Genomic DNA, 14,449 nt, shown 5'->3' with positions numbered 1-14,449 from the left:
ATAGATGTAAACGTGATCGACGATGTCCGACGCAATATCCCCTGACGTGACGATCGACTCGCGTGGTGCGACGTGTCCCGGCCCGCTGATGGACCTCATCGGGAAGGTGAAAACGCTCGAGCCGGGCACCGTGGTCGAACTGCAAACGACGGCCCGCAACTCCACGACCGACGTTCCGGAGTGGCTCGAGGAGGCAGGCCACGACCTGCTCGAGATCGAGGAACTGGACGACGAGTGGCGCATCTACCTGGAGGTGAACTGAGATGCACCGAGTCGCCATCGTCGGCGGCGGAACCGGCGGCACCGTGCTCGCGAACCGCCTCGCCGACGAACTTCGGTCGGAGATCGAGGCCGGCGAGGTCGACGTCCGGCTGATCACGGCCGACGAGAACCACGTCTACAAGCCGACCTTCCTGTACGTCCCGTTCGGGAAGAAGACGGTGGACGACGCGAAACGGCCGATCGAGGAGCTTGTCGACCGCCGCGTGACGCTGACGATCGACGAAGTCACCGACGTCGACACGGAGCGCAAGCGGCTATCGCTTGCCGAGAGGGCGACCGAGCTATCCTACGATCACCTCGTGCTGGCGACCGGTGCGACCCTCGAGCCCGAGGCCGTTCCCGGCCTGGCGGAGGGTGGTCACCACTTCTACGGCCCCGACGGTGCCGAGGCGCTGCGGGACGAACTGGCCGCGTTCACCGAGGGCCACCTCGTGTTGAGCGTCGTCGGCGTCCCGCACATGTGTCCGGCCGCGCCCGTCGAGTTCGTCCTGATGGTCGACGACTGGCTCCGCGAGCGCGGTCTCCGGGAGGACGTCGAACTCACCTACACCTACCCCATCAACCGCGCCCACGGCCTCGAGTCGATCGCCGACTGGGCGAGCGACCTGTTCGAGGACCGCGACGTGAACCTCGAGACGTTCTTCAACGTCGACGAGGTCGATCCCGACGCCGAGGTCGTCGAGACCGTCGAAGGCAAGGAACTCGAGTACGACCTGCTCGTAGCGATCCCGCCCCACCGGGGGAGCGACCTCGTGACCGCGGCCGGCCTCGGCGAGGACGGGTGGGTCGACGTCGACAGGCACACGCTCGAGGCCACGGGGGCCGAGGACGTCTACGCGATCGGCGACACCGCGGACGTCCCGACGAGCAAGGCCGGTAGCGTCGCCCACTACGAGGCGGGCGTCGTCGCCGACCGGATCGCCAGCCGCGTCCGCGGGACGGTTCCGACGGCGACCTACGACGGGAAGACCGTCTGCTTCCTCGAGGCCGGGATGGACGAGGCGACGTTCGTCGAGTTCGAGTACGGCAAAGAGCCGTACGTCCGCGAGCCGTCGAAGCCGCTGCACTGGGCGAAACTGGGGTACAACGAGTCCTACTGGCTGACCGCACGGGGGTTACTCTGATGTCCGAGACCGAGTCCGAACCCGAGTCCGAACCCGAATCCGAACCCGAACCCGGGACCGACGCCGGGAACGAACCGCCGGCGGAACTCGAGGAACTGGTCGCCGAGAACCCCGACGAAGTCGCGCGGTTCCTCGAGCGACTCGACGTCGTCAACGACCTGCTCGACACGGCGGACCTGGCGACGGCCGCGATGGACGACCGCATGGTTCAGGAGCTGTCCGGTACCGCGACGAACCTCGGTGCCGCGGCGGACGGGCTGGCGACCGACGAGGTCGCACGGCTCGGCGAGGCGACCGGCGAGAACGCCGACGACCTCGCGGACGCACTCGAGACGCTCGCCCGGCTACAGCGATCGGGGACGCTCGACGACCTCGTCGCCTTGGCGGACCTCGCCGCGCTGGCCTCGAACGCGATGGACGACGGGATGGTGACCGACCTCGCGGCGACCGGGACGCGACTCGGCGAACTGGCGGACACCGCGAGCGACGAAGACACGGTTCGAACGCTCGAGTCGCTGCTCGAGGCCGTCGGCGAGGCGAGTGCCGACCCACCGGAACCGGTCGGGTTCCGCGGGCTGGTGAGCGCCCTCCGGGATCTGAACGTCCGCCGGGGCCTCGGGTTCGCGATTGCTGTCGCCCGCGGGATCGGGAAACGGCTCAGTCGATAGTTCAGCGGTTGGGCCACTACCCGCTATTCCGCCAGTTCTCCTGATTTCACCCACCACTCGTTGACGGCCGTCGGACAAACCTCCCGTGTAGGGCGTCAGAACTGCCTATTTCGACGTTCGAACCCCAAACGCTACTCCCGGCCGATCCCTACCGTTAGCCGTCGGCAGTTCCGATTCCAATCGCATCGTTTCCGGCCAAGGTTCACACTCACGACATGATCGATCCAGTCACCGGCAGTCGGCTGCAGTTCGCGCTCACGACCATCGTGCACATCATCTTTCCCGTGATGAGCATGGGGCTTGCCCCGTTCCTCGTTTACTTCACGTGGAAAGACATTCGAACCGGGAAGCCGATCTACGAGCAGTTGCGCAGGTTCTGGACGCGGATCTTTGCCGTCAGTTTCGTCGTCGGCACGGTAACCGGCATCGTCCTCGAGTTCGAGTTCGGAACCAACTTCGCGGCGTTCTCGACGACCGCCGGGGAACTGTTCGGCGGTCCGCTCGCTCTCGAGGGGATGATGGCGTTTATGCTCGAGGCGACGTTCCTCGGCATCTTCGTGTTCGGACGTGACCGGGTGGGTAACGTCCTGTATATGATTTCGGCAGTCGCGGTCGGCGTCGGAACGTGGCTCTCGGCCGTCTGGATCCTGATCGCCAACTCCTGGATGCAGACGCCGAGGGGCTACGAACTGGCGACGGAGAACGGGCAGACGATCGTTCATCTGGTCGATCCGATCGCCGCCTACGCAAACCCCAGGTTCCCGTGGATGTTCGTTCACATGCAGAACGCGGCCGTCGAGTCGGTCGCGCTGTTCATGGCGGGACTCGGTGCCTACTTCGTCTTCCGCCACCACGTCTGGGGCTACCCCATCGAGGACGTCGAGTTCTGGGAAGTGACGCTCAAAATCGGGATCGTCGCGTTGCTCATCACCGCGCCGTTGCAGGTGCTACACGGCGACCTCTACGCACGACACATCTTCGAGACCCAGCCCCAGAAGTTCGCCGCGATGGAGGCCGTCTGGGAGACCGATGCGTACGTTCCGGAGTATATCGTCGCCTTTCCGACGAGCCTTCAGGACCTGCTCGATCCGCGAGCCAAGGATATCTTCGGCATCGGCATCCCCGGCGGCGCGTCGTGGCTCGCCAGCGGCGGCGATCCGCAGGCGACGATCCAGGGACTGAACGAGTTCGAAGGTCCGCAGCCGCCGGTCGCACTCGTCTTCTGGGCGTTTCGGCTCATGGTCGCGCTCGGGTTCTGGTTCGTCCTGCTCGCCGTCTGGGGCGGCTACCGCTGGTGGCGTGGCGAACTGCTCGAGGACGACCTGCTCCACAAGGCGCTGATGGGATCGACGCTGCTCGGAATCGTCGCGGTCGAACTGGGGTGGATCGTCACGGAGGTCGGCCGCCAGCCGTGGGTCATTCAGGACGTGCTGCGGACGAGCGAGGGCGTCTCGTCAGGCTTGAGCGGGACCGAAGCGACGGTGACACTCGTCGGCTTCGCCGTCGTCTACCTCGGACTGCTCGCGCTGTATACGTACGTCGTCGTCCGTATCGTCCGGGCCGGTCCGCCGGACGTGGCGTCGGTGACCCCCACCGAGGGATCGGACGCGACCGCGCCGGAGGTGAGCGGCGATGACTGATCCGGCGTCGCTCTCGAGTGAGCCGCTGTTCGGGCTCCCCCTCCCCGACCTCTGGTTCGGACTGTTGTTTTTCATCTTCGCTCTGTTCCTGTTTCTCGACGGGTTCGACTTCGGCGTCGGCGTCCTGTTCGCGACCCGCGACGACGAGGAGGAGCGGGAGCGGTTGCTGGCCGCGATCGGGCCGTTCTGGGACGGCAACGAGGTGTGGCTCGTCGTCTTCGGCGGCGCCATGTTCGCGGCCTTCCCGGCGGTCTATGCCAACCTGTTCAGCCGCCACTACCTGCTGATGTTCGCCATCCTGGGGGCGCTCATCCTCCGGGGACTCGCCCCCGAGATGTACGAGCAGCGCCACGACGAGGCCTGGCAACGCTGGTGGGGCCGAGCCTTCGTCGCCGGCAGTCTCACGGCTCCGTTTTTCCTGGGCATGTTCACCGCGAACTGGCTGTTCGGCGCGACGACGATCGTCACACTCCCCGGAATCGTCGTCGGCCTCACCGTCGTCGCGCTGACCGTCGTCGACGGCGTCGCGTTCCTCCGGCTGAAGACGCGAGGTGAGCTCCGCGACGATCTCGAGCCGGACGGCTACTACGCGCTCGCGGCGTACCTCGCGCTGGTCGTGGTGACGTTGGGTGCCGTCTACTGGACGGCACCCGCGTTGCGCCCTGACCTGCTTTCCGTTCCGATCGCCGCACTCGTCGCCGTTACGCTCGCGCTCGCCGGGGTGTACGCGGCGGCGACCCGAACGGATCGCTACTACGTCGCGTTCGGCGCCGTCGCAGGGCTCGTCTTCGCCCTGGTTGCGCTCGTCGCCGGCCTGCTGTATCCGACGATCGATCCGGTCGCGGGGCTGACTGTCGAGTCGGCCGTCGTCTCGACGCTGCCGCTCAACCTCATGTCGATCGGGGCGGCCGTCCTGCTTCCGCTCGTGTTCGTTTACTTCGCGGTCCTCTACTCGGCGTTCAGCGGCCCGATCGAAGCGGGTGAGTCGTACTGATGTGTCCCGACACCGACCGCGGTGACGCCCCCACTGGCCCCGAGGACGGATCGTCGCTCGAGTCCGTCGCCACACCTCCGCGGCTGAGTTCCCGGATCCTGATGACCTGGTTCGAACTCACCCTCGTCGGCCTCGCCGGCGGATTTCTCGGGGCCGCGGTCGAGGGACCGCCCGGGTTCGTGATCTACCTGGCGGCGTCGCTGCTCACCGTCGGTATCGTCCTCCACAACGTAAACGAGCTCGTCAAGGGATGGCTTCGCGCCTCGAGCACCCGCGCTCCCGAGTGACGGTGAGACCGTTCGGTCCCACCAGGTATCGGTACCGTATTGCACTCGGCCCTCGACTACCACGCATGGGCTTTCACACGTTCCCCGTCGATCGTGCCGACGCGCTCGAGGACCCGTCGCGGTACCGTTTTTGCTCGCGGGAGGAACTGCTCGAGATGCTCGATCCGGAGGCCGACGACGTCGTCGCCGACCTGGGATCGGGGACGGGCTTTTACTCGCGGGACGTCGCTCCCTTCGTCGGGACGCTGTACGCGGTCGACGTCCAGGAGGAGATGCACGAGTACCACCGCGAGGCTGGACTGGCGGAAAACGTGGAACTCGTCGCCGCGGGGGTCGCCACGCTACCGTTCGACGACGACGAACTCGACGGCGCGTTTTCGACGATGACCCACCACGAGTACGCCGACGACGAGACGCTCGCGGAACTCGCCCGGGCGATCCGTCCGGGCGGGCGACTCGTCACGGTCGACTGGTCCGCGACGGGGGACGGCGAGGACGGGCCGCCGGTCGAGGAGCGGTTCGGTCCCGACGAGGTGGTGGCACAACTCGAGCGGGCGGGGTTCACGGTCGAGCGGGTCCACGACCGGCCGGAGACGCTTGCGGTCGTCGGCCGCCGCTGACGGCCTTCAGGCCGTCCGCTCCGGCGGCACGAGCAACACGTTGCCGTCGGCTCGAGCCACGATGTCCTCGGAGACGCTGCCGAGCAGCAGGCGTCGGAGCCGACTGTGTCCGCGGGAGCCGACGAGGATCGTCGTCGGGTCGTATTCGGTTTCGGCGGCGAGGATCTCGTCCGCTGGATCCCCCGTCCGCACGTCCGTTCGCGTCTCGATCCCCCAGTCCTCGAGCTGACCGGCGAGTTCCGTGAGCCGGTCCGCCGGCTCCTGGTCCTCGGGGAGGCCGGGATCCTTCGGCGTGTCGACGTGAACGAGGGTCGCCTCCTCGGTCGCGTGACGGAGGTACGAGAACGCCTCGAACGCCCGATCGGCGTTCTCCGAGAAGTCCGTCGCGTACAGCATCCGCTGGAAGAGGTGCTGGCGAACGACGTCCGGGTCGTCGGCCTCGCGTTCGACCCGGTTGACGAGCAGCGGCGTCACCGTCGTCCGGGCGAGGTTGCGGGCCGTCGAGCCGATCACCCGGTTCTCGAGCGGGCTCTTCCCCCGCGAGCCCACGATGGTCATGGTCGCACCGATCGTCTCGGCGATGCCGGTAATCCGCCGGTGGGGCGTTCCCCGGACGACGTGCGTTTCGACGTCGAAGCCGGCGTCCTCGACGACGCGTCGGTACCGTTCGAGCGCCCGCTCGCGCCGGTTCTCGAAGTCCATCCCGGGCATCCCCACGTGAACGTTCGACGGGATGACGGTCACGAGATGGATCTCTTCGACGCCGATCCGGCCGAGACACTCGAGGCAGGTTTCGTTCTCGATCGTCGCCTCGCTGGCGGCCGAGAGGTCGGTTGCACAGAGCGCTTTCATACGCGTAGTACGTGACGACGTAACAATATTGTTTCGGTAGGTCAATACTGGTGCAGCAATTCGCCACGACAGCCGTTCAGTCCGACCGGACGACGGCGAACTGGTTTGTAACTCGACTGGTTTTTTTCCGCGGCTCGATACCCTTTCCCTGGGTGGCGCGCGCGACGGTCAGGTGCCGGCGAAAGTCGACCCCCGGTATCTCCATAACTTATCCGAATATCTCCGTTGGATAGCCGTGTGATTGATGGCAGTAATATTGTGCGCTTAGCCCAAAAGCGTTATAGGCATCCCACGGGTAGACGGAACTGAGCAGAAAACCATGATCCGCACACAACTAAGTCGCGGAGGTCGAGACCGATGATCGATCTCGCAACGTATTCGGAACCGGTACAGGCAGGCGCTCTCGTGGGTGCCGTCCTCCTCGAGGCGATCGTCCTCTACGTGGGGTACGGCGCGCTCGAGCGGGTCGCAATGCCAGTCGTCGACCGACTCAAGCACGCATAGATGGAACCGTTTGGAATCGCACTGACGACGCTCGCACTGTTCGTGAGCTTCGGGTTCATGGTCGGCGTGCTGTTTGGCTTCTTCGGCATGGGCGGCTCGTTCCTCGTCACGCCCGCGTTGCTCGTGATGGGGTATCCCGCCCGTGTCGCCGTCGGGAGCGGCATGGCCTTCGTCTTCGGGACGGCCGTGATCGCGACGCTGAAACACCACGACCTCGGGCAGGTCGACTACAAGCTCGGCGGGCTGATGATCCTCGGGACGACCGCCGGCATCGAGGTCGGCAGCCTCCTCGTCTACCGGCTCGAGGATCTCGGGCTCGCCGGCGGGGTCATCGGCATCACCTACGTCGGGCTGCTGGGGACGATCGGACTGTTCGTCACCCGGAACGCACTCAAAAACGACGGTAGTGACGACTCCGGCGGCGGCCACCACGAAGCCGCGAACGACGAGATCGATCCGGACGCGATCCCCGACATCGCGAAGAAGATCCAGTCGTACCGCGTGCCGCCGATGATGACGATCGCGGGCGGCATCCAGGTCTCGCTGTGGATGGTGCTCGGCGTCGCGTTCGCCACGGGACTGCTGTCTGGCTTCCTCGGCGTCGGCGGCGGATTCATCCGGATGCCCGCGATGTTCTACCTCATCGGGGTGCCGGTGCCCGTGGCCGTCGGGACCGACCTGTTCGAGATCGTCTTCTCGGGCGGGTTCGGGGCGTTCACCTACGGGCTCAACGGTGGCGTCGACCTCTCGATCGTCGCGCCGCTGCTCGCAGGGAGCGCGCTCGGCGCACGGATCGGCTCGGCCGCGACCAGCATCGTCAACGAGGACGACATCAAGATCTACTTCGGGCTGATGCTGCTGGGCGGCGCGGTCGCCGTTGCGTTCCAGCAGGCCGGTGACTACTTCGGGATCGAGCTGTTCAACACGGTCGGCTTCGCCCTGATCCTGCTCTCGGCGTTCATGGTCAGCGGTGCCGTGATCTACAGCACGGTCGCGACGATGCGGCGCCAGGCAGAGACGTCCGCGGCCTCCGCGGACTGATCCGATTCGACGTCGTTCACCGCTATTTAAGCGGTTTCTCGAGGTTGTACAATATTCGCACAACCCTTATACCGGCTCGGCCCCTACCTCGGGTAAGATGGCTAGTTCGATGGCGGAACAGCTTCAGCAAGACATGGAGTGTGAGGGTCTGCTGGAGTGTATCCACGGATTGAAACAACTGGACAAGGAGTGTTTCCGGGTGATGGTCGAGAGCGACGAGGCCCTGACGATCGACGAGGTCGCCGAGCGGGTCGACCGCGAACGCTCGACCGCGTATCGCTCGATCCAGCGACTGCTCCAGAGCGGCTTCATCCAGAAGGAACAGATCAACTACGACAAGGGCGGCTACTACCACGTCTACTACCCGACGGACCCGTCCCAGATCGCCGACGACATGCAGCGCAAGCTCAACGACTGGTACGCGAAGATGGGCCAGCTCATCCAGGAGTTCGAGGACAAGTACGAAGACGCCGACGCTGGCACCGAGATTCCCGCCGGGGGATAGCGCCGCCCTCGAGGGTGACGTCGAGGCCCGAGCAGGCACTGTCGCGATCCGATACGGGACTTCGGTCACCCGGTGACCGGTGATCGGAACTCGAGAGCGCGATTTCTTCGCGTCCGATAAACGCTTGCACCAGACAGCAGTGTACGCTTTTTGCTCACCCGCGAGGGTTCGGTATGGCCAGCGACGGCAACACGTGGTTCGGACTGCACGAACGGGTGAAACCGCTCGTCCGGGCCGGTCTCGTCCTCGGGATCGGGCTGGGCGGGTTCGTCGACGGGATCGTGCTGCACCAGATTTTGCAGTGGCATCACATGCTCTCGGCACGGACGGATCCAACCGTCCTCGCCGATCTGCGGCTGAACGTCGTCGCTGACGGGTTCTTTCACGCCGCCACGTTCTTCTTTACGATCGGCGGGGTCGTCCTCCTGGTGCGCGCGTGGCGGGGGTCGGACGTCCCGCCCTCCGGCCGGGCGCTCCTGGGATCGACGATCGCCGGCTGGGGTGTATTCAACCTCGTGGAAGGGATCGTCAACCATCACCTGCTCGGGATCCACCACGTCCGGCCGGACGGGCCGGGCGGTGTCTTCCTCTGGGACGTCGGTTTCCTGCTGTCCGGGGCCCTCTTCATCGCCGGCGGGTACGCCGTGATCCGACTCGACGACCGGACCGTCGCCGGACCGCGGGAGGATCCTGCAGCAAGCGATTGACCCGTTCGATATTCCGGTGTGTCCGCCCCGGTCGGGGTGAATTGTACGGAGCGGAATCGCTCGTGTATCGGGGTTCACGTCGCCACGGTGATGTGGGACCGATCCATCGAATCGTGTGTTCCTCTTTCGTTCGCCTGCCTTACATCGCGGAGTCGATCGAACCACTTATGGACTAACTGACCGTTTAGTTAGTGCATTCGATCCGCCGGCCCGGTTCCGGAGGATCGAGCCGGAGAAATCCTCGGATTCGGATCTATCATGGGTTCCACTGAAGACGATCACACCGGTTCACCGCCGGACTGGCGGACCGATACCGACACGACGAACGGGAAAGCGACGGGAAGTACGACCGATCGGGAGGAAACCGTTCGAAACGCCGTCGAACGATCCAGAAGCGGTGCTCCAGCGGCCGGTTCGGTCGTTCACGATCGGTTCTCGTCGGACGAGGTGTTCCAGCGGATCGTCGCCGCTGCAGACGAAGAGATCACGTCCGGGACTCGTGAGTTGTTCTTCAGCGGACTCGCGGCAGGGTTTGCGATCACGCTCACCTTCCTCCTCTCTGCGTCCCTGTACGGGACGACCGACGGCCACCCGATACTGAGCGCGCTGTTGTATCCGCTTGGCTTCATCTACATCATCGTCGGCGACTACCAGCTATACACCGAGACCACGCTCCCGCCGGTCGCGCTGACGCTCGAGCGGTTCGTGAGCGTCCCGGCACTTCTCCACCACTGGCTGGTCGTTCTGGGGAGTAACTTCCTCGGCGCGTTCCTCGGTGCGGCGGTGCTCGCGTGGGGCGGTGTCCTCTCCGAGGGAGCAGCCGAGGCCGGAGTCCACCTCGGAACCCACGGGCTCGAGGTCGGCTGGTGGAGCCTGTTTTCCAAGGCCGCGTTCGCCGGGCTGATCGTCGCGGGCGTCGTCTGGGTCTCGTTCGCCGTCCGGGATACCCTGTCCCGGATCGTCGTCGCGTACGTGGCGTTTCTGGCGATTCCAGTGGGGAACCTGTTTCACGTGGTGACTTCCTTCACCGAGCTATCGTACGCGGCACTCGCCGGTGAGGTCGCCCTTTCGACCGGACTGGTCCAGTTCGTGGTGCCGGTGTTGCTCGGGAACACGCTCGGCGGCGTTCTCCTCGTGGCGGTCGTCAACTACAACCAGACGAGCGAACGCCGGCTCGAGTCGGCCCGCTTCGAGGGGATTACGCGTCGCCTCTCGCTCCGCGAGTGGGCGTTCGGCGGCTTCGTCGGGCGAACATACGTTCCGCTGCTCGAGACGGCCGACCGGAAGAATGTAGAGTAGTCGGGAGGGTCCGGCCGGAGGGCGGAAGGCTTACTACTGACTAATCATTCAGTCAGGACATGGATGGACGCTCGTCCGCGAAGCGGCCGTGGCTCGCCGCCATACTCACGCTGCTGGCAACGGGACTCGGCCAGGTGTACGTCCGGCGATGGTTGCGTGCGGTGGGATGGGTCGCCCTGTCGCTGCTGGTCGGAGTGGCTTTCGTCCCCGAATCCGCGCTCGTGAACCCCGGTACGGCCGGATTACGGGACATCGCTCCGGTTGCCGCCGTCGGTCTCGCAAGCGCCATCGACGCCTACGCGCTCGCTACCAGACACAACCTCCGTCTCGAGGCCGAACGTGCGGTCCGGTGCTCGAACTGCTATCGCGAACTCGAGGCGGACCTGGCGTTTTGCCCGTGGTGTGGGATCGAAGCGACGACCGGCGACGATCCGGACTGACTCTCGGGGCCCCTCGCCTGGGATCGATTCGCTGGGCCCCTGCATCGGGGGAAGTCCGCATGAACCACGTCGGCTCCTATCCGAATTGCATTGAATTGTGATGACCGCACACAACTATTATGGGGGACGGGAACGTACCGTATCGTACGATCATGGCAAACTCGATGGCCGACCAGCTCCAGGGGGAGATGGCGTGTGAGGGGCTACTGGAGTGCGTCCACGGCCTCAAGGGACTCGACAGGGACTGCTTTCGGGCCCTCGTCGAGGCGGACGATCCGCTGACGATCGACGAGGTGGCCGACCGGGTCGGACGGGAACGATCCACCGCGTACCGCTCGGTCCAGCGACTGCTCCAGAGCGGAATCGTCCGGAAGACGCAGGTCAACTACGACCAGGGCGGCTACTATCACGTCTACTCGCCGGCCGATCCCTCCCAGGTCGCCGCGGACATGCAGCGCAAACTCAACGACTGGTACGCGAAGATGGCCCAGCTCGTCCAGGAGTTCGAGGACAAGTACGGGGAGGCGGACGGGAGGGAAGCGACCGGGAAACGAACGGAAACAGGAACGGGAACGGAAGCGGGGACCGACGTGAACGCGAACGCGGACACAGACACGGACACGGACATGGACATGGACCGCGACCCATGACGTCCCCCTCGACCATCCCTCTCGTCCAGGACCGACGCGATGCAATCGCCGACCGCACGCTCGAGCTCGTCGGCCTCGAGACGACGAACCCGCCCGGTGACACCCGCGAGAGCGTCGCACTCCTCGAGTCGTGGTTCGACGACCTCGGCCTCGAGACCGACCGGGTGGCGACCGACCCTGAAAAGCCGAACCTGCTCGCGACCCTGCCGGGCGACGGCGAGCGAACGCTGCTTTTCCTCGGGCACCTCGACACGGTCCCCTACGATCCCGACGGCTGGTCGTACGACCCGCTCGGGGAGCGCGTCGGCGATCGACTCTACGGTCGCGGCACGACCGACATGAAGGGCGCGGTCGCCGCGATGGTCGAAGTCGCCTACGCGTACGTCGAGACCGGGACGACGCCGCCCGTGACGCTTTCGTTCGCGTTCGTCAGCGACGAGGAAATCGCGGGCGAGGCGGGCGTCAGGGCCCTCCTCGAGCGCGGTCGGCTCGCGGCCGACGCCTGCGTCATCGGCGAACCGACCTGCGACGCGGAGCGGGCGTCGATCACGGTCGCCGACCGCGGGAGCATCTGGCTCACCCTCGAGGCCACCGGGGAAGCCGCCCACGGCTCGCGGCCGATGCTGGGCGAGAACGCGATCGATCGCCTCTGGGCGGCCCTCGAGGACGTCCGTGGTCGACTCGAGTCCCGCCGGCTATCCGTCCCCGGGGCCGTCGAACCCGTCCTCGAGGAGTCGGTCGACTACTACGCCCCGGCGATGGGCGAGGGGACCGCACGCCGGCTGTTCGAGCGACCGACGGTCAACCTGGGGACGCTCGAGGGCGGCGAGGCGGTAAACAGCGTGCCGCGGGAAGCGACGGCCCAACTCGACGTCCGGCTGGCACCCGGCGTCGAGACCCCGGCCGTCCTCGCCGACGTTCGCGAGTGGCTCGTGGACCACGAGGGCGTCTCGATCGCGGACGTCGGCTGGAGCGTCGGCACCTACGAGGACCCCGACGCGCCGGTCGTCGCGGCGACCCGGAGCGTCGCGACGGACGTCCTCGAGGAGGACGTCTTCCGACGCAGTGCGACCGGCGGTGGCGACGCCAAGCAACTGCGAAACGCCGGGATTCCGACCGTCGAGTTCGCCATCGCAACCGATACGGCCCACGCCTGCGACGAGTACACGACCGTCGACGCCCTCGTCGCGACGGCCGAGGCGTACGCCCGGCTCCCCGACGCGTTCGCGTCCCGTTCGTAACGCCGGCGGCGCTCTCACCCCTCGCTTTAACGGCGGTCGGCGGCGCTGGTAGGGACATGGAAACCCACGGCACGGAAGTCGACTTCCTGGTCGTCGGCTCGGGCTCAGGGCTCGACGTCGCGAACGCGGCGGCGAACCGCGGCCAGTCGGTCGCCGTCGTCGAGAAGGGACCGCTCGGCGGGACCTGTCTCAACCGCGGCTGTATCCCCTCGAAGCAACTGCTGTACCACGCGGAGATGCTCGAGACCGTCGAGCGAGCCGAGGAGTTCGGCATCCACGCCGAAGTGGCGGACGTCGAGTTCGCCGAGATCGTCCGCGAGGTCAACGACGACGTCGCCGACAGTGCCGAGTCGATCGAGCGTGGCTTGCGCTCCTCCGACCGACACGACCTGCTGCGCGGCGAGGGCCGCTTCGTCGACGATCGAACCCTCGAGGTCGTCGACGGACCCGACGCGGGCCGGCGCGTTGGCGCGGAGACGGTCCTCGTCGCGGCCGGCACCCGGCCGGCGATCCCGCCGATCGAGGGGATCGAGGACGTCGACTACCTCACGAGTCGCGAGGCGCTGGAACTCGAGTCGCCGCCCGACCGGCTGGTGATCGTCGGGGGCGGCTACATCGCGGCCGAACTCGCGCACTTCTTCGGCACCTTCGGCAGCGAGGGGTCGATCGTCGGCCGCCGGCCGCACCTGCTCCCCGAGGCGGACGCGGAGGTCGGCGCCGCGTTCACCGAGCGGTACGCCGACCGGTTCGAGGTTCACACGGGATACGAGGCGGTCGCCGCGAGCGAGTCCGGCGGCGAGGTCACCGTCGACGCGGACCCCTATCCGCCGGCGTGGGACGATCCCGACGCACACGACCCGGTGACGGTGACCGGCGACACCCTCCTGATCGCGGCCGGCCGTCGGCCCAATTCGGACCTGCTCGACCTCGAGGCCACGGGCGTCGACACCGACGAGCGCGGGTTCGTCGAGACCGACGAGTACCTGCGGACGAGCGCCGACGGCGTCTGGGCGCTGGGCGACATCGTCGGCGAGTACCTGCTGAAACACAACGCCAACCACGAAGCCCGGGCCGTCGCCCGGAACCTCTTCGGCGAGGACCTCGAGCCGGTCGACTACTCGGCGATGCCCTTTGCCGTGTTCGGCTCGCCCGAGGTGGCCGGCGTCGGCGCTCGAGAGGGGGAGCTCCGGGAGGCGGGCCGGGAGTACGCGACGCGGACGTACCGGTACGAGGACACCGCACGCGGCCAGGCGATGAACGCCGAGGGGTTCGTCAAGGCGATCATCGAGCCGGAGGGCGAGATCCTGGGCTGTCACATCGTCGGTCCCGAGGCGTCGAACCTCATCGAGGAGGTCGTCGTGTCGATGACGGCCGGTACGGGGACGGTCTGGGACATCCGGGAGTCGGTCCACATCCATCCCGCGCTGTCGGAGGTGGTCGATCGGGGGTTCGCAGGTCAGTTCACGCGTCGCGGTCCGGGTGCTCACGATCACGAGCACGACCACGACCACAGCCACCACGATCACGAGCACGATCACAATCATAGCCACCACGACCACGAACACGGCCACAACCACGAGCACGACCACGAGTGA

Annotated in this window: 15 protein-coding genes and 2 pseudogenes; 16 read left to right on the top strand and 1 reads right to left on the bottom strand. The window is 66.5% G+C overall.

Annotated elements, in window-relative coordinates; translation table 11 throughout:
- Positions 1 to 22: 22 nt before the first annotated feature.
- The 7 genes from BM113_RS10110 (at position 23) to BM113_RS10080 (ending at position 5,615) form a co-directional block, all read left to right on the top strand.
- Positions 23 to 262 carry a sulfurtransferase TusA family protein gene (locus tag BM113_RS10110; RefSeq protein WP_089787641.1) on the top strand — a complete coding sequence of 80 codons (240 nt, stop codon included), beginning with the start codon at positions 23 to 25 and terminating at the stop codon, positions 260 to 262.
- A 1-nt stretch (position 263) separates the two neighbouring features.
- Positions 264 to 1,406: an NAD(P)/FAD-dependent oxidoreductase gene (locus BM113_RS10105; protein WP_089787638.1), complete on the top strand. Its 1,143-nt coding sequence runs from the start codon at positions 264 to 266 to the stop codon at positions 1,404 to 1,406.
- On the top strand, positions 1,406 to 2,074 hold the full coding sequence (locus tag BM113_RS10100) for a helical membrane plugin domain-containing protein (protein ID WP_089787636.1): 669 nt from the start codon (positions 1,406 to 1,408) through the stop codon (positions 2,072 to 2,074). Before BM113_RS10105 ends, BM113_RS10100 begins: the two co-directional genes overlap by 1 nt.
- A 215-nt stretch (positions 2,075 to 2,289) precedes the next feature.
- Positions 2,290 to 3,714, top strand: a complete 1,425-nt coding sequence (locus BM113_RS10095) for a cytochrome ubiquinol oxidase subunit I (RefSeq protein WP_089787633.1) — start codon at positions 2,290 to 2,292, stop codon at positions 3,712 to 3,714.
- Positions 3,707 to 4,708 (top strand): cytochrome d ubiquinol oxidase subunit II, encoded by a 1,002-nt coding sequence (locus BM113_RS10090; protein WP_089787631.1) that lies wholly within the window; start codon positions 3,707 to 3,709, stop codon positions 4,706 to 4,708. Before BM113_RS10095 ends, BM113_RS10090 begins: the two co-directional genes overlap by 8 nt.
- Positions 4,708 to 4,995, top strand: a complete 288-nt coding sequence (locus tag BM113_RS10085; RefSeq protein ID WP_089787629.1) for a hypothetical protein — start codon at positions 4,708 to 4,710, stop codon at positions 4,993 to 4,995. The genes BM113_RS10090 and BM113_RS10085 overlap by 1 nt, the downstream gene beginning before the upstream one ends.
- 65 nt (positions 4,996 to 5,060) lie before the next feature.
- Positions 5,061 to 5,615 (top strand): class I SAM-dependent methyltransferase, encoded by a 555-nt coding sequence (locus tag BM113_RS10080; protein ID WP_089787626.1) that lies wholly within the window; start codon positions 5,061 to 5,063, stop codon positions 5,613 to 5,615.
- Between the two features lie 6 nt (positions 5,616 to 5,621).
- On the opposite strand, the gene BM113_RS10075 is transcribed toward BM113_RS10080, so the two are convergent.
- Positions 5,622 to 6,467, bottom strand: coding sequence for a universal stress protein (locus BM113_RS10075; RefSeq protein ID WP_089787624.1), 846 nt, complete (start codon positions 6,465 to 6,467; stop codon positions 5,622 to 5,624).
- Between the two features lie 357 nt (positions 6,468 to 6,824).
- Between BM113_RS10075 and BM113_RS22285 the strand changes: the two genes are divergently transcribed.
- The 9 genes and pseudogenes from BM113_RS22285 (at position 6,825) to BM113_RS10035 (ending at position 14,449) form a co-directional block, all read left to right on the top strand.
- On the top strand, positions 6,825 to 6,971 hold the full coding sequence (locus BM113_RS22285; protein WP_177209142.1) for a DUF7512 family protein: 147 nt from the start codon (positions 6,825 to 6,827) through the stop codon (positions 6,969 to 6,971).
- Positions 6,972 to 8,012 carry a sulfite exporter TauE/SafE family protein gene (locus BM113_RS10070; protein ID WP_089787623.1) on the top strand — a complete coding sequence of 347 codons (1,041 nt, stop codon included), beginning with the start codon at positions 6,972 to 6,974 and terminating at the stop codon, positions 8,010 to 8,012.
- A 97-nt stretch (positions 8,013 to 8,109) separates the two neighbouring features.
- On the top strand, positions 8,110 to 8,517 hold the full coding sequence (locus BM113_RS10065) for a helix-turn-helix domain-containing protein (protein WP_089787621.1): 408 nt from the start codon (positions 8,110 to 8,112) through the stop codon (positions 8,515 to 8,517).
- A 173-nt stretch (positions 8,518 to 8,690) separates the two neighbouring features.
- A complete protein-coding gene (locus BM113_RS10060) occupies positions 8,691 to 9,224 on the top strand; it encodes a DUF2243 domain-containing protein (RefSeq protein ID WP_089787619.1) in 534 nt (177 codons plus the stop codon).
- 258 nt (positions 9,225 to 9,482) lie between these two features.
- Positions 9,483 to 10,505: pseudogene (locus BM113_RS10055) on the top strand (formate/nitrite transporter family protein); the annotation flags it as partial.
- A gap of 77 nt (positions 10,506 to 10,582) precedes the next feature.
- Positions 10,583 to 10,963 (top strand): DUF7575 domain-containing protein, encoded by a 381-nt coding sequence (locus BM113_RS10050; RefSeq protein ID WP_245758019.1) that lies wholly within the window; start codon positions 10,583 to 10,585, stop codon positions 10,961 to 10,963.
- Positions 10,964 to 11,115: 152 nt separating this feature from the next.
- Positions 11,116 to 11,493, top strand: a pseudogene (locus tag BM113_RS10045) (helix-turn-helix domain-containing protein); the annotation flags it as partial.
- Between the two features lie 116 nt (positions 11,494 to 11,609).
- Entirely contained in the window at positions 11,610 to 12,854 is a 1,245-nt protein-coding gene (locus BM113_RS10040) for a M20 family metallopeptidase (RefSeq protein WP_089787613.1), read from the top strand.
- A gap of 56 nt (positions 12,855 to 12,910) precedes the next feature.
- Positions 12,911 to 14,449, top strand: coding sequence for a dihydrolipoyl dehydrogenase (locus BM113_RS10035; protein WP_089787611.1), 1,539 nt, complete (start codon positions 12,911 to 12,913; stop codon positions 14,447 to 14,449).

The organism is Natronobacterium haloterrestre, assembly GCF_900112205.1.
Classification (GTDB): domain Archaea; phylum Halobacteriota; class Halobacteria; order Halobacteriales; family Natrialbaceae; genus Natronobacterium; species Natronobacterium haloterrestre.
The sequence above is the reverse complement of the archived record's forward strand: the minus strand, read 5'-3'. Positions and strand labels throughout refer to the sequence as shown.